Below are 16,724 nucleotides of genomic sequence, written 5' to 3'. Positions count from 1 at the left end.
GTCGGCAGCCCCGCCCGTGCCATCCGCACGCTGGATGACGGGGCACGCGCGATGCTGCGCCTTTCCGCGCAGCATTACGTGCACCGCAGCGCCAATTACGCCCGCACGTTGAAGCGAGTCGACTGACCGGCGACGCCGGACATCGTGCTTTCCGTAGCGAACTGGACAGCTATTCCGGTTGCGCTATGAAACGGGGATGGCCCTTCCCCAGCTCTTCGATCGCCTCCGGCTTCCCGTCATCGGCTCGCCGCTGTTCATCATCTCGGTTCCCGAGCTCGTCATCGCGCAGTGCAAGGCGGGGATCGTCGGGTCCTTTCCGGCGCTGAACGCCCGTCCGCAATCGCTGCTGGACGAATGGCTGCACCAGATCACCGAGGAACTGGCGGCCTGGAACCGGGACAACCCGGACCGCCCCGCCGCCCCCTTTGCGGTCAACCAGATCGTCCACAAATCGAACGACCGGCTCGAAGCGGACCTGATGACCTGCGCCAAGTGGCAGGTGCCGATCGTGATCACCTCGCTCGGCGCGCGCGAAGAGTTGAACACCGCCGTCCACGGCTGGGGCGGCATTACGCTCCACGACGTGATCAACGACCGCTTTGCCCGCAAGGCGGTCGAAAAGGGTGCGGACGGCCTCATCCTCGTCTGCGCGGGTGCGGGCGGCCATGCAGGGCTACTCAACCCGTTCGCCTTCACCCAGGAGGTTCGCGGCTGGTTCGACGGACCGATCGCCCTATCGGGCGCGATCGCTAATGGCGGCGCGGTGCTGGCCGCGCAGGCGGCGGGTGCCGACCTCGCCTATATCGGGTCGCCGTTCATCGCGACGGTCGAAGCCAATGCCGACGCCGCGTACAAGAATGCGATCGTCGCGGGCGGCGCGAGCGACATCGTCTACACCAATCTGTTCACCGGCGTGCACGGCAATTATCTGCGCGGATCGATCGAGGCCGCAGGGCTCGACCCGGACAATCTGCCGGAGAGCGATCCGAGTGCGATGAACTTCGGATCGGGCGGCAACCAGAAGGTCAAGGCGTGGCGCGACATCTGGGGGTCGGGCCAGGGAATCGGCGCAGTCACCGCGGTCGAAACGGTGGCGGATCGCGTCGACCGACTGGCCAGCGAATACCAGGCGGCGCGCACCCGGCTCCAGATCGGCGGCTGACCCCGCCGGCACGCCGCGCGATCAGATCGCGCGCCGCAACCTTTCCATCATGGCCCGTGCCGGGCTGCCCGCGACCGCGGGTTCGGCCTGTGCGACGTCAAGCCGGGCGACGCGACGATGCAGCTCCGCGCTGGCCGCGATCAGGTCACGCGCCACACTGGGCATGCGCTCGACGACGCTCATATCGCTTGTGGGGGCCTCACCCAGCCGCCGCGAGGGGTCCATCGCATCACGGCGGGGGATTTCGCCGGCCATGACCGCCCGCTGGGTCAGCAGCCAGGCGATAACGTGCATCAGCCGCGTCGTCACCTTGAGCGACTCGCATGAAAAGGCAACCTTGGTCAGCGGATCGAGCGTATCGCGCTGGCCCCGCCCGACCTCGTCGAAATAGCCGCGCGCTTCGTCCGCAAGAAGCATCGCTTCGACATACAGCGCGTCGATCAGCCTGGGTTCGAGGCGGGCCGGATAGGGGCTTTCGTCCATCGCGCATGATTGCCACAGCTTGCCGTTCGCCGGAACATTCGTTTTTGCGGCCGGATCAACAAGCTGTGCATAACTGGCGCGCCTCGCGGGCCGCCGGGTTCAGGCGATGATATCCGGCAGCAGCCAGTCCTCGATCAGCGCGATTTCGTCCTTCAGGCGAAGCTTGCGCTTTTTCAGCCGCGCGAGCTGGAGCTGGTCCTGGGAGCCAGCGGCCCGCAGCGCCTCGATTGCCGCGTCGAGGTCACGATGCTCGACCCGAAGGATTTCAAGACGTTGGCGAAGTTCCGTATCGTCCAATGATCGAACCTCCACGACGTCCGCGCCCCCGCCCCTGCCGCCACCGGTGCCCGCATCGGCGCCGAAACACCGGCAGTCGCCACGCGCCGCAGCAAATTCCGCTCCGCCCATCGAATAGCGGCAAAGTGGTGGGCGACAAACCCGCCCGTTCATGATTTACTTGCCGACCCTCATCCCCAAACGAAGGAGGAAAAGGCCAATGCAGGACGCCCATTTCGAGGCTTTGCAGAGCAAGCACGCCACACTCGACCGTCGGATTCAGGACGAATCGCTCCGTCCGCTGCCCGACCAGGCGGTGTTGCGCGATCTGAAGCGCCGCAAGCTCCGCGTCAAGGAAGAGATGACCGCCGGCTGAGCCACACCCACACCGGGCGGGCTGCAAACGCGCTCGCCCGGACATTTCTCAAATCGAGCGGTTTGCATCGCTCGCTCGTTAAGCGCCGGATCCACGATGAGCGGCGGATCTCACGGTCGCGCGACGTCGCTCAGCCGTGTGCGACGCCTGCTTCGCCATAGGCCGACCCGCGCGCCGGACGCGACGACTGACGCCGCGCGAGGCTGGGATCGACCGGGCGATCGAACGAAATTCCGATGCGGCCGTCGGTGGACCACGCGATCGTCCCCGATACGAGGCCAAGCCCACGCAGATCGATTTCAACGGGCGTACCCGCGATCAGCGGCGCGGCATAATCGGCCATGATCCCGCCGGTCGAAAGATTGCGGACCCGGGTCGTGACCGCGCGCCCGCCCTCGACCCGCAACTTCGCGCTGAGCGAAGCGGTCTCGCGCGGCGCCGATCGCACCTGGCGACTGGAGGCCGCTGCCTCACTCCTTGCGCGCGTCTTGTCCTGTTCCATCGCCTGCTCTGCCTGCCGAGACTAGTCCGCGGATATCTACCACAAACGCATCAAGCGGTTAAACGACTATTCGTCGCGCGAGATTTTCTCGTTGCGTTCATGGCGCTCCTGCGCTTCGACCGTCATCGTTGCGATCGGACGGGCCTCCAGCCTGGCCAGCGAGATCGGCTCGCCGGTCACCTCGCAATAGCCATATTCGCCGTCGTCGATGCGACGCAGCGCCGCGTCGATCTTTGAGATCAGCTTGCGCTGGCGGTCGCGGGTGCGCAGTTCGATCGACCAGTCGGTCTCGCTCGACGCGCGATCGGTCAGGTCGGCCTCGCGCAGCGGCTCCGACTGGAGCTGCGACAGGGTACCCTGCGCCTCGCGGTGAATGGCGTCCTTCCAGTCCAGCAGCTTCTGCCGGAAATAGTCGAGCTGCCGGGGGTTCATGAACGGCTCGTCGGCGCTGGGCCGATACCCCTGCGCCGCCGCGTCATTCGCCGGCGCATGATCCCGTTCAGATTGCTGCATATGATCCAAAGCCGTCGCCATCCCACTCTCCGTCCCGGTTCCCCGCCAACCCGAGCCGGCGGACACCGCCTTTCCACGCCGCGGCCTATAGAGCGGCGCAAAGCACACCACAAGCGAGCAATTTCGGCACGTTGATCGTTATCGACCCGTGCCGACGCGGCGGACATGGCGATGTCGGCACGGTCGTGTTCCCGTGGGCAGGAGACGACGCGATCGGTTCGTCGGTTACTTTCTGTCAGGCGCCACGGTCAGGGAGGCATGGGTCCCTGGGTATGCGCTTCCCTCCCATTAGCCTTGCCGACGCTGCGCCCCTCACTCCCGCGCTTCGCGTAACGCGTCCAACTCGGCTAGCCTGACGGGGTCATCGGCTGCCAACGCCTCCTCAAGGTAGAAATTATGCGCAATGTTCTGCACCACCTCTTTGGCTTCGCCGCTATACTCTTCGCTGATCACCGCAAAGGCGTCGACTAATTCCCGAAGAAACCCCTTATCAAGCTCCTAGAGCTGTCCGGCTAGGACCTCCATCATTTGAACGGCCGTATCGAGATTGAGCTCGCCCTCATCGGTCAGTTCAAGAAATACGACATAATCTGCAATGATATGCGCAACTTGCTTCGCGATCATGGTTCTACCACCCTCACCCTTACATTCGTGACTTTCATTCTCCTAACCAGCTCAATCTTTCACGCCTTTCCGGACACCCGAGTCTCTTTCACCGAGCCAATATCCTGCGCGGCGCGTGATGTTTGAATTTTGGTTTGGCCTATCCCCGGCGGCTATCGCCTTATCGATGACGCTGCCGATGCTGCGACTGGCAGTGGAAATTTCGGGAATGTGGTGCCCCGGGAGAGACTCGAACTCCCGACCTGCGGTTTAGGAAACCGTTGCTCTGTCCTGCTGAGCTACCGGGGCGGCGGGTCGCAGGTATCGCGTGCACCCGGTCGGGTCAATTCAGCGTGTCGGGGGCGGCGACGGGGATGATCAGCGGCGCGACGGGCACGCCTTCGTCGATCAGCGCGCGAGCCTGTTCGACGGTCGTCTGGCCATGGATCGGCGCTTCGGGTTCGTCGCCCAGATGCATCGCGCGCGCCTTGTCTGCAAATGACCGGCCGACCCATTGCGAGCGTTCGAGCAGCGCGGCCTGCGCCCTGGCGACCATGGCCAGCGCAAGCTTGGCCGCCTGGTCTTCGGTGGTCGGCACGGCGGAACCGGAAGCCCCGGTCACCGCTGGAACCGACGCCGGCATCGCCTCTTTGCGGCGGTTTCCCTTGGCGGCGACATTGGGCGCCATCACCGCCTTGGCGATGCGGTCGTCGCCGCAGATCGGACAGGACAGCAGTCCCTCGGCGCGCTGCGCCTCATAGCTCGCGCTCGATCCGAACCAGGCTTCGAACACGTGCGCGTTGCCGCACCGCAGATCGAAGACGATCATGACACCTGAACCACGGGCGGGATGGTCCGGCGATGCCGGAGTGCCGGCACGCGGGCACGAACCTCTTCCAGCCGCGCGAGGTCGATGTCGGCGTAGCCGATGCCGGATTCTTCCCCCATGTCGAGCAGCACTTCGCCCCAGGGATCGATGACCAGCGAGTGTCCATAGGTGGCGCGGCCATCGGCATGGACACCGGTCTGGGCGGCAGCGACGACGAAGCACCCTGCCTCGATCGCACGCGCGCGCAGCAGGACATGCCAGTGCGCCGCCCCAGTCGGCCGGGTGAATGCCGCCGGCACCGCGATGATCTGCGCGCCCGCGTCGCTGAGCGCCCGGTAGAGGTCGGGAAAGCGCAGGTCGTAGCAGATGGTCGGCGCCAGCAGGCCGAGCGGCGTTGCCACCACGGTCGCCCCCTCCCCCGCGGCATAGACCGCGGATTCGCGCCAACTTTCCCCGGTCGGCAGGTCGACGTCGAACAGGTGCAGCTTGTCATAGCGCGCGCGGATCGATCCCGTCGCGTCGATCACGAACGCGCGATTGGCGAAGCGTCCGTCTGCGCGCAGGAGCGCGAGCGAGCCGAGATGTACCCAGATGCCGTGCGTTGCCGCCGCCGCGCGCACCGCTGCGAGCGTCGCGTCCGCTTCCTCGGCGACGATGCTGGCCGACGCACGCGCGCGGTCCCGGTCGATCAGGTTGGACATTTCCGGCGTGAACAACAGGGTCGCGCCGTTTGCGGCGGCCTCTGCGACCGCGGCCGCGAGCGCATGCGCATTGGCGGCGGGATCGGTCCCGCTGGTCAGCTGGGCCAGCGCAATCTTCATTGCGCGAGCAGTTCGTCCAGCTGGCCGCGCCGGTCGAGTGCGGCGAGGTCGTCCGAGCCTCCGATGTGACGGCCGTCGATGAAGATTTGCGGCACGGTTGTCCGGCCGCCGGCGCGGTCGACCATCTCGGCGCGACGCGGGCCGCCCATCGTCAGGTCGATCTCGTCATAGCTCGCGCCCTTGTCGCCGAGCAGCTTCTTCGCCCTACTGCAATAGGGGCAGAATGCCTTGGTATAGATTTCGATGTGCGCCATCCGCCAAGAGTTGTGGTGCCGCACCCCGCTTGTCAATCGCCGACCTCTGCGTCGCGCAGCACGCGCGCCCAGCACAGCACCTGGACGCGCGCGGCACCCGCCCGCTTGAGCGCGCGGACGCAACCGTCGGCCGTCGCGCCGGTCGTGTAGACATCGTCGATCAGCACGATGTCGCGGCCCCGGACCGTCGCCCGCGCCGCCGCCGGGACCGCAAACGCCCCGGCCAGCGTCCGCGCGCGCTGCCCTGGTCCCATTCCGCGCAACGCCCGGGTGGATCGCGTGCGGACCAGTGCCGCGGGCGCGACGCTCAGCCCGGTCGATTGGGCCAGCGCCCGCGCGATCAGCAGCGACTGGTTGAATCCCCGCGACCACAGCCGCCAGCGATGCAGCGGCACCGGCACCAGCAGCGGGCCATGTTCGGTCGACCGATCGAGATGGCGGGCCATCAGCCGCGCCATCGTCGCCGCCACGCCCAGCCGGCGACCATATTTGAGCTTGAGCGCAAGGATGCTCGCCACCCGCCCATAGGCGACCGCGGCGGTCACGCCGTCATGTGCGGGCGGCTGCGCCAGACACGCCGCGCAACGCGCAGCTTCGCCACGGTCGAAGGCAAAGGGGGTGCCGCAGCCCGCGCATGCAGGTGCGCCGGGAAACGCAAGGTCACGCCAGCAGGCCGCACACAGCCAGTGATCCGCCTCGACCACCTCCCCGCAGCCGGGACAGCGCGGCGGCAGCGCGAGGTTGACCAGGCGGTGGAGCGGACGGGCGAGGATGCGGGCGCGAACCAACATCCCCGCTTGTCGCCCGCTGCCGGCAACGGCACAAGCGCCGGCATGGACCAGGCGGAAATCTTCGACCGGCGGGCACGACGCCTGCGACGCGACCGTGCGGCGACGGCGACGCCGGGTGGGGATTTTCTGCGCGCGCAGATGATCGAGGGAATTGTCGACCGGCTCGACGCGGTCGCCCGGCGCTTCACCGACATTCTCGATCTCGGTTGCGGCGCGGCGGACTTCGACCTGCCGGGCACGCGCATCGTCCGCTGTGACGCGGGGTTCGGATTTGCCCGACGCGCAAGCGGTCCCGCGGTTCAGGCGGATGAGGATCGCCTGCCCTTTGCGGATGCGAGCTTCGACCTGGTGGTCAGCCTGGGCGTGCTCGACAGCGTCAACGACCTGCCCGGTGCGCTCGCGCTGATCCGCCGCGTGCTGCGACCCGACGGGCTGTTCCTGGGCGCGTTCACCGGCGCGGGATCGCTGCCCGCATTGCGCGCCGCGCTGCGCGCCGCCGAACCCGATCGCCCGGCGCCGCGCCTACATCCGCAGGTTGAGGTGCGCGCGGCGGGCGACTTGCTGATGCGCGCGGGCTTTGCGCTGCCGGTCGCCGATGTCGAGCCGCTGGCGGTGCGCTATCGCGACCTCGGCCGCCTGCTCGAAGATCTGCGCGCGATGGCCGCGACCAACATCCTGCGCGATCGGCGCGCGCTGGCGCCAGCCGCGTTGGCCCGCGCCGCAGCCGCCTTTGCCCAGGCGGCCGACGCGGACGGGCGGACGACCGAAACCTTCAACCTCGTCTATCTGACCGGCTGGGCACCCGATCCCTCGCAACCGCGTCCGGCGCGCCGGGGCAGCGCGTCGCGCTCGCTCGCCGATGCGCTGCGCCCGCCCGGAGCACCGACCGAATGAACCCGATCTATGCCGCTATGCCGACGACCGTGTTCGAGGCGATGTCCGCCCGCGCGCGTGCCGCCGGCGCGATCAATTTGGGCCAGGGCTTTCCCGACGGAAACGGGCCGGACGCGGTGCGCGCCGCCGCCGCACGCGCGCTCGACCACCGGTCGAACCAGTATCCGCCGATGGCCGGCATCCCCGAACTGCGCCAGGCAGTCGCCGACTTCTATCGCGACACGCAACAGCTCGACCTCGACCCCGGCGAAGTCATCGTTACTTCGGGGGCGACCGAGGCGCTGGCGGCGGCGCTGCTCGCGCTGATCGCGCCGGGCGACGAGGTGCTGATGTGCCAGCCGCTCTACGATGCCTACCTGCCGCTGGTGCGGCGCGCCGGCGGCGTGGCACGGCTGGTGCGGCTGACGCCCCCCGACTGGCGGATCGACCCTGCCGCCCTGGCCGCTGCCGCCGGGCCGCGCACGCGGCTCCTGCTGCTCAACAACCCGCTCAATCCGTCCGGATCAATGCTGGGGACAGACGCGCTGGCGGCGATTGCGCGCTTCTGTGTCGAACGCGACGTCGTCGCGATCTGCGACGAGGTGTGGGAGCAGGTGGTGTTCGACGGTGCGGTGCATGTTCCGCTGATGGCGCTGCCGGGGATGCGCGACCGGACGATCAAGATCGGATCGGCGGGCAAGATGTTCGCACTCACGGGCTGGAAGGTCGGATGGATGTGCGCGGCGCCGCCGATTGCATCCGTGCTGGCCAAGGCGCATCAGTTCCTGACCTTCACCACCCCGCCCAACCTGCAATATGCGGTGGCGGAGGGGCTGGCGACGCAGCGCGACTGGATCAGCGCCCAGAGCGCGGCGTTCGAGCGATCGCGCGACCGGCTCGCCAGCGGGCTGAACGCGATCGGGCTTGCCACCGTGCCGAGCGCAGCAACCTATTTCCTGTCGGTCGATCTCGAACGATCGGGGATCGCGATCGACGATGTGGCCTTCTGCGACTGGATCATCGACCATGCCGGGGTCGCCGCCATCCCGATTTCCGCCTTCTACGCCGAAGATCCGGTGCGGCACCTGGTGCGATTCTGCTTTGCCAAGGTCGACGCGACGCTGGATGAAGCGGTCGCGCGGCTTGGCCGCGCCGTGCCCGCACTGAAGGCTACAGCCGGCTGAGCACGCCCCGCTCGGTGATGTAACCGGTCACGAGCCGTGCGGGCGTGACGTCGAACGCGGGGTTGTACGCCGGTGAATCGGTCACCCGCACCGTCGCCATGCCATCGCCCGTCGGGCCGGTCAGCAGGCGCAGCTCGTCGGGATCGCGGTCCTCGATCGGGATCGATGCGCCATCAGCGGTGACGGGATCGAACGTCGTGTAGGGAAGCGCGACATAGAAGGGTACCGCGTTGTCCGCCGCCGCCAGCGCCTTCAGATAGGTGCCGATCTTGTTGCAGACATCGCCATTGGCGGTCACCCGGTCGGTGCCGACGATCACCGCGTCGACCTGACCCCGCGCCATAAGCAGCCCGCCGGCATTGTCGGCGATGACGGTATGCGGCACGCCATGATTGGCAAGCTCGAACGCGGTCAGCAGCGCCCCCTGATTGCGTGGCCGGGTCTCGTCCACCCAGACGTGCAGCGCGATGCCGGCATCATGCGCGAGATAGATCGGTGCGGTCGCGGTGCCGTAGTCGACGGTCGCGAGCCACCCGGCGTTGCAATGCGTCAGGAGGTTGAGCGGCGCACCGCCCTTCGCCACCGCCAGCTCGCGCAGCAGCGCCAGGCCATGCTCGCCGATCGCGCGGCACAGCGCGACATCCTCGTCACAGATCGCGTCGGAGCGTGCGAAGGCGGCCGCCGCACGATCGGCAGGGGCGAGCGGCGCGACAGCCTCGCGTACCCGATCGAGCGCCCAGCGCAGATTGACCGCGGTCGGCCGCGTCTCGAGCAGCATTGCATAGGCAGCGGCGAGCCCGTCGTCGCTCGCGTCGACCGCCAGCGCCATGGCGAGGCCATAGGCGGCGGTCGCCCCGATCATCGGCGCGCCGCGCGTCCACATCTCGCGGATCGCCCGCGCGGCGGTGTCGGCGTCGCGCAGCTCCACCCAGCGAATTTCCCAGGGCAGCAGCCGCTGGTCGAGGATGCGCGCGCCGCGCCCATCGGCGGTACGCTGGATCGACCGGGTCGCTTCGCCGGCGAGAATCATGTCGCGAGTACCTCGTCCAGGCTGGCGATGTCGGCGTCGGTGCCGCCCTCGCGGTCGATCCGCAGCGCCGAAAGCCCGGCGGCGCGTGCGGCGTCGATCTCCGCGGCAATGTCGGAAATGAACAGGATATCGGACGGATGGGCATCGATCGCGCGGGCGATCGCCGCATAGGAGGCCGCGTCGCGCTTGGCCCCGATCCGGGTGTCGAAATGCCCGGCGAGAAAGGGCGTCAGGTCGCCCGCGAGGCTGTGCGCGAACAACAGCCGCTGGGCTTCCTCCGACCCGGAGGAATAGATGAATATGCGCCGGCCCTGCGCCTGCCAGCGGGCAAGCGCGCGCGGCGTATCGGGGTAGACATGCCCCGACAGGCTGCCATCGGCATAACCCTCGGCCCAGATCATTCCCTGCAGCGTCTTGAGCGGGGTCGCCTTGCGATCCTCGTCGATCCACTGGATCAGGGTGGCGACCGGATCCCCCGGTGCGACCGCGGCGACCTCCGCCAGGATCGGTGCGCACCGCGCGGCGTTGGCGGCAACGAACGCGCGAAGGCGCGCGCGGGCATAGGGGAACAGCGTCTCGGCGACGAACGCGATGCTGCTCGTCGTGCCCTCGATATCGAGCAGGATGGGGCCGGCGTTCGGCATGAAGGGCAGCGTCAGGCCGCGGCCGGCTCGTGGCGGGGAAAGCGCGACGCAATCGGATCGCCGGTGAATTTCGCCACCCAGCCGTCGGGATTGGTGAAGAGACGTATCGCGGTAAAGCGCGGCGCGGGCCCCATGTCGAACCAGTGGCGCATCCCCGCGGGCACCGAAACCAGATCGCCAGCGGTGCACAGCAGCGCATGAACGCGGTCGTCGGTGCGCAGGCAGAACAGCCCCTCGCCCGCGACGAAGAAACGCACTTCGTCCTCGGCATGCCGGTGCTCGTCCAGAAACTTGGCACGCAGCGCGACCCGATCGGGATGGTCGGGGGTCAGCGCGACGATGTCGACCGATCGATAGCCGCCCTGTGCCTTGAGCCGGTCGATCTCGGGTGCGTAGGCGGCGAGGATGGCATCCGCCGGCATGTCTGCGACGTCGCGCAACGGCCATTGCTCGAACCGCACGCCGATCCCGGCCAAATCTTCGGCAATCCGGACCGGATCGACCGTCTCGACGATCAGTGCGCCATCGGCGGCACCGCGAATGGTCAGGCGCGTCATGATCCTTGCGCCTCCCGCGTTGCGTGCCACTGGCGTTCGGCAATCTCCGCGGCGACCAGCCACTCGACGGCCTCGCTCACCCGCTCAGCCTCGGCGACGTCGACGCCCCAGGCATAGGCCCCATGGCCGCGGATCAGGAACACGGGCGCGCGTTCCGATCCGTGCAGCCGGGGGCGGATCGCCGCGTCGATCACCGCCATGTCCTGGCTGTTGTCGACGATCGGGACGATCCGTCGCGTCGCGTGGGTATCGACGCCCGGAAAGGCTTTCAGCATCTCATGCCCCTCGATCACCCACTCTTCCGAGTCGACGGCGCGCGACAGCGCGACCGCTGACGGCGAGTGCCAGTGAAGGATCGCCCCTGCGTGCGGGAAATGCTCGTAGAGCATGAGGTGCAGCGCGGCCTCTGCCGAGGGTCGTCCCGCCTCTAGCGCCACGCCCTCGGGCGACAGCGCCATGAAATCCGAACGGGTCAGCCGCCCCTTGTGCCGCCCCGATCGCGTAACCAGCACATTGCCGTCGGCCAGCCGCGCCGAATAATTACCCGACGTCGCCGCCGCCAAGCCGCGCGCATCCAGCCGCGCCCCGGCAGCGATCAGCATATCGACGACCAGCACCGTGGGATCGCCATGGACGGGCGGCGGGGAAATGGGGGCGATATGCATCGTCACAGTTTAACCAATTCGCACGATATGGCCATCGGGTTGCAGGCAGATGACCCGGCGCGATCAGCCGCGTCCGCCGGTCATCCGCTGGAGCACCCCGTCGCGAAGCAGGAAGCCGTGACGCAGCGCGGCAACGATGTGGCCCGCAGCCAGGATGGCAATGGCGATCCCCAGCACTTCATGCCCCTCGTGCATCAGGTCGGCCAGCGCGCTTTCCCGCTCGATCGGGAGTTTCGGCACAGTGACCAGGCCGAACCAGGACAGCGGATATTTGCCCGCCGAACTCATCGCATAACCCGTAAACGGCACCAGGATCATCAGCGCATAGAGCACGCCGTGCATGATCGCGGCGAGACGCCGTTCGTTGCGGCCGGTATGTGCGGGCAGCGGCGGCGGCGGATTGGCGATGCGCCAGCCGAGGCGCAGCAACGAAAGCACCAGCACGGTCAGACCGATCGACTTGTGCAGCGGGAACGGGCTGCTTCCCACCGCTTCCTCGATCGCGTCACCAAGCAGACCGATTGCGACATTGGCGATGATCAGGATGGCGATCACCCAATGCAGCGTACGCGCAATTGCGTTGTATCTGAGGGCCCCGCCCAGATCGCTCGTCACGCTCGTCTCCTCGTCCCAGTGCCGTCACGCCGGTGTCAGGCGCAATCGGCGCCCCGCCCGTTGCCGGGCGAGGCGCCCGTCGCTTATTTCAGCGTCTTGAGATAAGCGATGATCGCCTTGCGCTTCGCCGGGTCGGGCTGGCCGGGATAGGCCATCTTGGTGCCCTTAACATAGGCCTGCGGCTTGGTCAGGTAGGTGTCGAGTGCAGCTTCGGTCCACACGCCACCCTTGGCCTTCATCGCCGGGGAATAGGTGTAGCCGGGATAGGTGCCGACCTTGCGGCCGACGATCTGGTGCAGGCTCGGCCCGATCTTGTTCGTCTTGGGCGTCACCGCATGGCAGACGGAGCAGGGTGCGAACGCGGCCTTGTTCGGCGCGCCCTGGCCCGACGCCTGCGACGCGATCGCCGTCAGCCCGATCACGACTGCTGCACTCAAACTCGTCTTCACGACCTTCAGCATCTTGAACCACTCCTTGCGCTTCTCGTGGGCATCCACTGCCGCCGATTAGCCTGTTGCGGGGCGGGCAGACAAGGTGGTCCGGAAGGCCAGGTGCCGATATTGCTGCGGCATGTGCCCTGGCCGCCCCGATTGCCTTCAAACGCGCATGATTTCGGGCAGTGCGGCGGCGTATCGCTGCACGTCCTCGATCCGGCCGGTGCTGACGCGCGACCATTGCGTCCATTTGCCGTAACTGCCGCGAATCATCACGCTGCGCGCGGCCATCGCCTTTTGCACGGTATTCGCGTCAGGCACGTTCACGAACACGAAATTGGTCTGGCTGGGGAGCGCGGTGAGCCCCGCCGCCTTGACCGCATCCATGATCATGCCGCGCCCCTCGACGATCCGCGCCTTGGAATAATTGAGGAACGCCATATCGTCATAGGAACCGATCGCCGCCGCCAGCCCGGCGCTGTTGCCGCCGAAGCTCATCAGGTGATCGCTCACCCGCTTCGCAACCTCCGGCCGCGCCAGCGCATAGCCGACGCGCAGGCCCGCCATGCCGTAGATCTTCGAGAAGGTCCGGCAGACGACGACATTCTCGCCCGCCTTGACGAGATCGGCGACCGAATGGTGCTCGGGCCGGTCGGTCAGCTCGTTATAGGCTTCGTCGACCAGCACGGTTGCCTTCGGCCCGACCTTGCGGACAAAGGCGCGGACCTGGTCGCCGTCGATCAGCATGCCGGTCGGGTTGTTGGGATTGCACAGATGGACGAGCGCGATGTCCGGCGTGACCGCTGCCGCCATCGCGTCGAGGTCGACGCCCATGTCGGCGGCGAGCGGAACGCGCAGCACCTTAGCGCCCTGGCGCTCGGCATATTGGACCGTCGTGTCCCAGAACAGGTCCGCACCCAGGATCGCGCCCTTGTCCTTGTATGCGAGCGCGATGGCGGAAAGCACTTCGGTCGATCCGTTGCCGATGACGACGTGATCGCGCGACACCGCGAATCGCTCGGCGATCATGTCGGTCAGGCGACGCAGCCCGCCATCGGAATAATAGCACCCCTTCCCCGCCGCGTCGGCCATGGCGCGGATGGCGCTGGGCGCCGGGCCGAACGGATTTTCGTTGCGCGACAGCAGCGCGACGCCGGGCGCGGGACCGAACACCGGCGGTTCGGCCGACGGAAAGGCATAGGCGCTGCGCGTGGCGGCGATCGCCCCACCCCCGGCGACGGCGGCGGCGCCCAGCCAGGCGCGTCTGGAAAGCTCGATCGACATGGCGGTTTCTCCCCTTGGTTGCAGTCTCAGTCTCTCATCCGATGATCCCGTTGCGGATCATCACGACGCCCACGAACAACAGGTAGATGCCAAAGGCGCGACGGAGCAGCGCCGGGCTCAACCGATGCGCCGCCGCCACCCCCCAGGGTGCCGTGACGATCGACATCGATGTGACGATCAGCGCGCTCGGCACGTTGACGAAGCCGAGCGATCCCCAGGGCAGGTCGGGCACGCCAAGGCCGATCGCGACGAAGCCGATCATGCCGGGCAGCGCGATGATCACGCCGATCCCCGATGCGGTCGCGACCGCACGATGGATCGACTTGCCGCACAATGTCATCACGATGATTGCGATCGTGCCGCCGCCGATGCCGAGCAGCGACGAAAAAGCGCCCAGCCCGCCGGCAATCCCGGCACGGGTCAGGCCGCCGGGCATGTCCGTCGCCAGGTGCCGGTCGGCCAGCAGCGGGAACAGGAAATGCAGCGACATCAGCGCCACGCCCGCGCCGAAAATCAATGCCAGCCCATCGCTGCTCAGCCGCGCGGCGAGCACCACGCCGATGCCGACACCCAACACGATCCATGGCGCCCACGCCCTGAGCATGTCGAAGTCGACGGCACCGCGGCGCGCGTGCGCCTGAACCGAGCGCAGCGATGTCGTGACGATCGTCGCCAGCGACGTGCCGATCGCGACGTGCGCCAGCTCGGCCGGATTGCCGCCGAGCAGCGGCAGCAGCACGAAGAGCGCGGGCACGACGACGAACCCGCCCCCTATTCCGAACAGCCCGCCCGCAAAGCCGGCGAACAGCCCCGCGGCGAGCATCGCCAGCAGCGGCAGCAGCCAGTGCACGGCGCCCGCCGCGCTCAATGGCCTTCGGAGGGCGCGGCCGCCCTCGCATCCGGTGCGGCGGCCGCCTCGGCGGCGCGCAGCACGCGCAGCAGGTTGCCCGACCAGATCTTGGCGATGTCGCGCTCGCTATAGCCGGCCTTCAGCAGCGCGTCGGTGATCCGGGGCAAGGCGGTGATGTCGCGCATTCCGACCGTGCCGCCGCCGCCGTCCCAGTCGAGCCCGATCCCGACATGGTCGGGGCCAACGACCTTGAGCGCATGGAGCAGGTGCGCCATGAAATCCTCGAACGTCGCCGGGTCGGTTTCGGGATACAGGCGATCGATTTCGCGCCGCTTGGCCAGCATCGCCTCGCGCTGCGCGGCGGTCATCGCGCCCGCAGGCCGATCGGCATTCAGCGCGCGGAGCGCCTGTTCGCGCGCCGGGTTGGGCTTGAGCGCGCGCAGATAGCCGCCATAGGCGTTCATCTGGATGACACCGCCCTTCGCCGCAAGCGCGCGCAGCCGGGCGTCATCGACATTGCGCGGGTGGTCATAGATCGCCTTGCACCCCGAATGGGTGAGCACCAGCGGCGTCTTGGACAGCGCCAGCGCGTCGTCGAGCGCCGCATCCGAACTGTGCGACAGGTCGGGGACGATGCCCAGCCGGTTCATTTCGACCAGCAGGTCGCGTCCCAGCGGGCTCAGCCCCTGCCAGCGCGGCGTCTTCGACGGGTCGGTCGAGCTGTCGGCGAACTGGTTGTGGGCAAAGTGGGTAAAGCCGATCATCCGCACGCCCATGCGATGAAAGAGCGTGATCAGCCCGATATCCTCGCCCAGCGGATAGGCGTTTTCCATCGACAGATAGACGATGCGCTTGCCCGTCGCAGCGATGCGGGCGGCGTCCGCGGCGGTCAGCGCCAATTCGAACTGGTCGGGCGCGGCGGCGATCATCTTGTGGATGGACACGCCGCGCATCACCGCGAAATCGCGCGCCGCACGATAACCTGCGGGATCGAGCGGTCCCTGCGCCGTGTAGATCGCCCACATGCCGCCATCGAGCCCGCCGGCCTTCATCCGGGGCAGGTCGACCTGGGTATAGTCTTGCGTGGCGTCGTGACGTTCGAGGATCGACCAGCCGGGCAAGTCGAGCGACGCCGGGGTGTCGAGGTGCGAGTCGAGCGTGATCAGCCGGTCATGAAGGCGCTTGGTCGCCGCAGGGACGGCCGGCACATCCTGCGCCACGGACGGTCCCGTCGCCACGGCGAGCAACGCCGCGCCGAGCAGGTAGCCCATCGCACGCGACCGGCGCGACGATTTTCTGGAAGATGTGAACGGACCGGCATGGTTCATCGACACGGAAAGCCCCCGCTTTTGCGATCGCTGTTCGGGCCTCCCCCGGTCGTTCGCGTTCAGACGCGCGCGCCGGTTTCCGGCTGTCAGCGCAACTGGGCGACCTGGATCGACACCCGCACGGGCAATGTCGTTACCAGCGCACGGGCCACGACGACACAACCCGCAACCACCAAGCTAGCGTCGCGAACGAAAGAAATGCAAGCAGCTTCGTGCCGTCCCGTCATGAACATGAAAAGGGCCGCGCAATCCGGGCGATCACGCGGCCTTGATCCCGTGGAGCTGTGACGTGGCCTAGAGCGCGCCCTGCAGCCACGCCTTGAGCGCGCTTTTCGGCTCGGCACCGACCTTGACCGCGCTCGGCTCGCCGTTCTTGAACAGGATCATCGTCGGGATCCCGCGCACGCCGTAGCGCCCGGGCGCGTCGGGATTGTCGTCGATGTTGAGCTTGGCGATCGTCACCTGCTCGCCCAGTTCGTCGGAAATTTCCTCCAGCGACGGGCCGATGATCTTGCACGGGCCGCACCATTCCGCCCAGAAATCGACGAGCACGGGCTTTTCGGCTTCGAGCACGTCGCTCTGGAAGCTGGCATCGGTCACGGCTTTGGTCGCCATATTCTGTCTCCTTGACTGTGCCCAACAATCTAGGC

General features: G+C 67.6%; 22 protein-coding genes and 1 tRNA gene. 4 read left to right on the top strand and 19 right to left on the bottom strand.

Features of this window, described 5'->3' with window-relative positions; genetic code table 11:
* Nucleotides 1-196 precede the first annotated feature (196 nt).
* On the top strand, nt 197-1,162 hold the full coding sequence (locus AX709_RS12755) for an NAD(P)H-dependent flavin oxidoreductase (protein ID WP_066549805.1): 966 nt from the start codon (nt 197-199) through the stop codon (nt 1,160-1,162).
* Between the two features lie 21 nt (nt 1,163-1,183).
* Here the strand turns inward: AX709_RS12755 and AX709_RS12750 are convergent, their stop codons facing one another.
* Together AX709_RS12750 and AX709_RS12745 are read right to left on the bottom strand one after the other, a co-directional pair.
* A complete protein-coding gene (locus AX709_RS12750) occupies nt 1,184-1,645 on the bottom strand; it encodes a DUF1465 family protein (protein ID WP_066479511.1) in 462 nt (153 codons plus the stop codon).
* Nucleotides 1,646-1,744: 99 nt separating this feature from the next.
* The gene (locus AX709_RS12745) at nt 1,745-1,942 is read right to left on the bottom strand and encodes a YdcH family protein (protein WP_066480109.1); all 198 of its coding nucleotides are present in this window, start codon (nt 1,940-1,942) and stop codon (nt 1,745-1,747) included.
* 199 nt (nt 1,943-2,141) lie between these two features.
* On the opposite strand from AX709_RS12745, the gene AX709_RS18320 reads away from it, so the two are divergent.
* The gene (locus tag AX709_RS18320) at nt 2,142-2,297 is read left to right on the top strand and encodes a YdcH family protein (protein ID WP_082730952.1); all 156 of its coding nucleotides are present in this window, start codon (nt 2,142-2,144) and stop codon (nt 2,295-2,297) included.
* Nucleotides 2,298-2,427: 130 nt separating this feature from the next.
* Here the strand turns inward: AX709_RS18320 and AX709_RS12740 are convergent, their stop codons facing one another.
* From AX709_RS12740 to AX709_RS12705, 7 genes are all read right to left on the bottom strand, one after another.
* On the bottom strand, nt 2,428-2,799 hold the full coding sequence (locus AX709_RS12740) for a PilZ domain-containing protein (protein ID WP_066479520.1): 372 nt from the start codon (nt 2,797-2,799) through the stop codon (nt 2,428-2,430).
* A 66-nt stretch (nt 2,800-2,865) separates the two neighbouring features.
* Nucleotides 2,866-3,333, bottom strand: coding sequence for an RNA polymerase-binding protein DksA (gene dksA, locus AX709_RS12735; protein WP_066479526.1), 468 nt, complete (start codon nt 3,331-3,333; stop codon nt 2,866-2,868).
* 814 nt (nt 3,334-4,147) lie between these two features.
* A tRNA-Arg gene (locus AX709_RS12725) sits at nt 4,148-4,224 on the bottom strand.
* Nucleotides 4,225-4,258: 34 nt separating this feature from the next.
* Entirely contained in the window at nt 4,259-4,744 is a 486-nt protein-coding gene (locus AX709_RS12720) for a DUF1178 family protein (protein ID WP_066549776.1), read from the bottom strand.
* Entirely contained in the window at nt 4,741-5,565 is an 825-nt protein-coding gene (locus AX709_RS12715; RefSeq protein WP_066479531.1) for a carbon-nitrogen hydrolase family protein, read from the bottom strand. Before AX709_RS12715 ends, AX709_RS12720 begins: the two co-directional genes overlap by 4 nt.
* Nucleotides 5,562-5,819, bottom strand: coding sequence for a glutaredoxin 3 (grxC, locus tag AX709_RS12710; RefSeq protein ID WP_066479533.1), 258 nt, complete (start codon nt 5,817-5,819; stop codon nt 5,562-5,564). Before grxC ends, AX709_RS12715 begins: the two co-directional genes overlap by 4 nt.
* Before the next feature lie 32 nt (nt 5,820-5,851).
* Entirely contained in the window at nt 5,852-6,610 is a 759-nt protein-coding gene (locus AX709_RS12705) for a ComF family protein (RefSeq protein ID WP_066549772.1), read from the bottom strand.
* A gap of 42 nt (nt 6,611-6,652) precedes the next feature.
* Between AX709_RS12705 and AX709_RS12700 the strand changes: the two genes are divergently transcribed.
* A complete protein-coding gene (locus AX709_RS12700) occupies nt 6,653-7,504 on the top strand; it encodes a class I SAM-dependent methyltransferase (RefSeq protein WP_197418970.1) in 852 nt (283 codons plus the stop codon).
* On the top strand, nt 7,501-8,667 hold the full coding sequence (locus AX709_RS12695) for an aminotransferase (RefSeq protein WP_066549763.1): 1,167 nt from the start codon (nt 7,501-7,503) through the stop codon (nt 8,665-8,667). Before AX709_RS12700 ends, AX709_RS12695 begins: the two co-directional genes overlap by 4 nt.
* On the opposite strand, the gene mtnA is transcribed toward AX709_RS12695, so the two are convergent.
* The 10 genes from mtnA to trxA all read right to left on the bottom strand — a co-directional run bounded on the left by mtnA (nt 8,654) and on the right by trxA (nt 16,689).
* Nucleotides 8,654-9,697 (bottom strand): S-methyl-5-thioribose-1-phosphate isomerase, encoded by a 1,044-nt coding sequence (gene mtnA, locus AX709_RS12690; RefSeq protein ID WP_066549760.1) that lies wholly within the window; start codon nt 9,695-9,697, stop codon nt 8,654-8,656. The two genes, AX709_RS12695 and mtnA, sit on opposite strands and share 14 nt — an antisense overlap.
* Nucleotides 9,694-10,341, bottom strand: a complete 648-nt coding sequence (mtnC, locus tag AX709_RS12685) for an acireductone synthase (RefSeq protein WP_066549758.1) — start codon at nt 10,339-10,341, stop codon at nt 9,694-9,696. The genes mtnA and mtnC overlap by 4 nt, the downstream gene beginning before the upstream one ends.
* Before the next feature lie 11 nt (nt 10,342-10,352).
* Nucleotides 10,353-10,898: a 1,2-dihydroxy-3-keto-5-methylthiopentene dioxygenase gene (locus tag AX709_RS12680; protein WP_066549749.1), complete on the bottom strand. Its 546-nt coding sequence runs from the start codon at nt 10,896-10,898 to the stop codon at nt 10,353-10,355.
* Entirely contained in the window at nt 10,895-11,563 is a 669-nt protein-coding gene (gene mtnB, locus AX709_RS12675) for a methylthioribulose 1-phosphate dehydratase (protein WP_231727522.1), read from the bottom strand. The genes AX709_RS12680 and mtnB overlap by 4 nt, the downstream gene beginning before the upstream one ends.
* 63 nt (nt 11,564-11,626) lie before the next feature.
* The gene (locus AX709_RS12670) at nt 11,627-12,178 is read right to left on the bottom strand and encodes a cytochrome b (protein WP_231725992.1); all 552 of its coding nucleotides are present in this window, start codon (nt 12,176-12,178) and stop codon (nt 11,627-11,629) included.
* 83 nt (nt 12,179-12,261) lie between these two features.
* Nucleotides 12,262-12,639, bottom strand: a complete 378-nt coding sequence (locus tag AX709_RS12665; protein WP_066480116.1) for a c-type cytochrome — start codon at nt 12,637-12,639, stop codon at nt 12,262-12,264.
* A 135-nt stretch (nt 12,640-12,774) separates the two neighbouring features.
* On the bottom strand, nt 12,775-13,896 hold the full coding sequence (locus AX709_RS12660; protein WP_066549748.1) for a pyridoxal phosphate-dependent aminotransferase: 1,122 nt from the start codon (nt 13,894-13,896) through the stop codon (nt 12,775-12,777).
* A 34-nt stretch (nt 13,897-13,930) separates the two neighbouring features.
* A complete protein-coding gene (locus tag AX709_RS12655) occupies nt 13,931-14,719 on the bottom strand; it encodes a sulfite exporter TauE/SafE family protein (protein WP_066549800.1) in 789 nt (262 codons plus the stop codon).
* A 41-nt stretch (nt 14,720-14,760) separates the two neighbouring features.
* A complete protein-coding gene (locus tag AX709_RS12650) occupies nt 14,761-16,017 on the bottom strand; it encodes a dipeptidase (RefSeq protein ID WP_066549746.1) in 1,257 nt (418 codons plus the stop codon).
* A gap of 351 nt (nt 16,018-16,368) precedes the next feature.
* A complete protein-coding gene (trxA, locus tag AX709_RS12645) occupies nt 16,369-16,689 on the bottom strand; it encodes a thioredoxin (RefSeq protein WP_066479555.1) in 321 nt (106 codons plus the stop codon).
* Between the last annotated feature and the right edge of the window lie 35 nt (nt 16,690-16,724).

The organism is Sphingomonas sp. CCH15-F11 (genome assembly GCF_001557005.1).
Taxonomy (GTDB): Bacteria; Pseudomonadota; Alphaproteobacteria; order Sphingomonadales; family Sphingomonadaceae; genus Sphingomonas.
This window is presented reverse-complemented; position numbering and strand designations above follow the sequence as displayed.

Bases quoted from the DNA above. Each gene is read 5' to 3' on its own strand.
- AX709_RS12755 (WP_066549805.1), top strand. From the start codon at position 197: ATGGCCCTTCCCCAGCTCTTCGATCGCCTCCGGCTTCCCGTCATCGGC.
- AX709_RS12750 (WP_066479511.1), bottom strand. From the start codon at position 1,645: ATGGACGAAAGCCCCTATCCGGCCCGCCTCGAACCCAGGCTGATCGAC.
- AX709_RS18320 (WP_082730952.1), top strand. From the start codon at position 2,142: ATGCAGGACGCCCATTTCGAGGCTTTGCAGAGCAAGCACGCCACACTC.
- AX709_RS12740 (WP_066479520.1), bottom strand. From the start codon at position 2,799: ATGGAACAGGACAAGACGCGCGCAAGGAGTGAGGCAGCGGCCTCCAGT.
- dksA (WP_066479526.1), bottom strand. From the start codon at position 3,333: ATGGCGACGGCTTTGGATCATATGCAGCAATCTGAACGGGATCATGCG.
- AX709_RS12720 (WP_066549776.1), bottom strand. From the start codon at position 4,744: ATGATCGTCTTCGATCTGCGGTGCGGCAACGCGCACGTGTTCGAAGCC.
- AX709_RS12715 (WP_066479531.1), bottom strand. From the start codon at position 5,565: ATGAAGATTGCGCTGGCCCAGCTGACCAGCGGGACCGATCCCGCCGCC.
- grxC (WP_066479533.1), bottom strand. From the start codon at position 5,819: ATGGCGCACATCGAAATCTATACCAAGGCATTCTGCCCCTATTGCAGT.
- AX709_RS12705 (WP_066549772.1), bottom strand. From the start codon at position 6,610: ATGTTGGTTCGCGCCCGCATCCTCGCCCGTCCGCTCCACCGCCTGGTC.
- AX709_RS12700 (WP_197418970.1), top strand. From the start codon at position 6,653: ATGGACCAGGCGGAAATCTTCGACCGGCGGGCACGACGCCTGCGACGC.
- AX709_RS12695 (WP_066549763.1), top strand. From the start codon at position 7,501: ATGAACCCGATCTATGCCGCTATGCCGACGACCGTGTTCGAGGCGATG.
- mtnA (WP_066549760.1), bottom strand. From the start codon at position 9,697: ATGATTCTCGCCGGCGAAGCGACCCGGTCGATCCAGCGTACCGCCGAT.
- mtnC (WP_066549758.1), bottom strand. From the start codon at position 10,341: ATGCCGAACGCCGGCCCCATCCTGCTCGATATCGAGGGCACGACGAGC.
- AX709_RS12680 (WP_066549749.1), bottom strand. From the start codon at position 10,898: ATGACGCGCCTGACCATTCGCGGTGCCGCCGATGGCGCACTGATCGTC.
- mtnB (WP_231727522.1), bottom strand. From the start codon at position 11,563: ATGCATATCGCCCCCATTTCCCCGCCGCCCGTCCATGGCGATCCCACG.
- AX709_RS12665 (WP_066480116.1), bottom strand. From the start codon at position 12,639: ATGCTGAAGGTCGTGAAGACGAGTTTGAGTGCAGCAGTCGTGATCGGG.
- AX709_RS12660 (WP_066549748.1), bottom strand. From the start codon at position 13,896: ATGTCGATCGAGCTTTCCAGACGCGCCTGGCTGGGCGCCGCCGCCGTC.
- AX709_RS12655 (WP_066549800.1), bottom strand. From the start codon at position 14,719: ATGCTCGCCGCGGGGCTGTTCGCCGGCTTTGCGGGCGGGCTGTTCGGA.
- AX709_RS12650 (WP_066549746.1), bottom strand. From the start codon at position 16,017: ATGGGCTACCTGCTCGGCGCGGCGTTGCTCGCCGTGGCGACGGGACCG.
- trxA (WP_066479555.1), bottom strand. From the start codon at position 16,689: ATGGCGACCAAAGCCGTGACCGATGCCAGCTTCCAGAGCGACGTGCTC.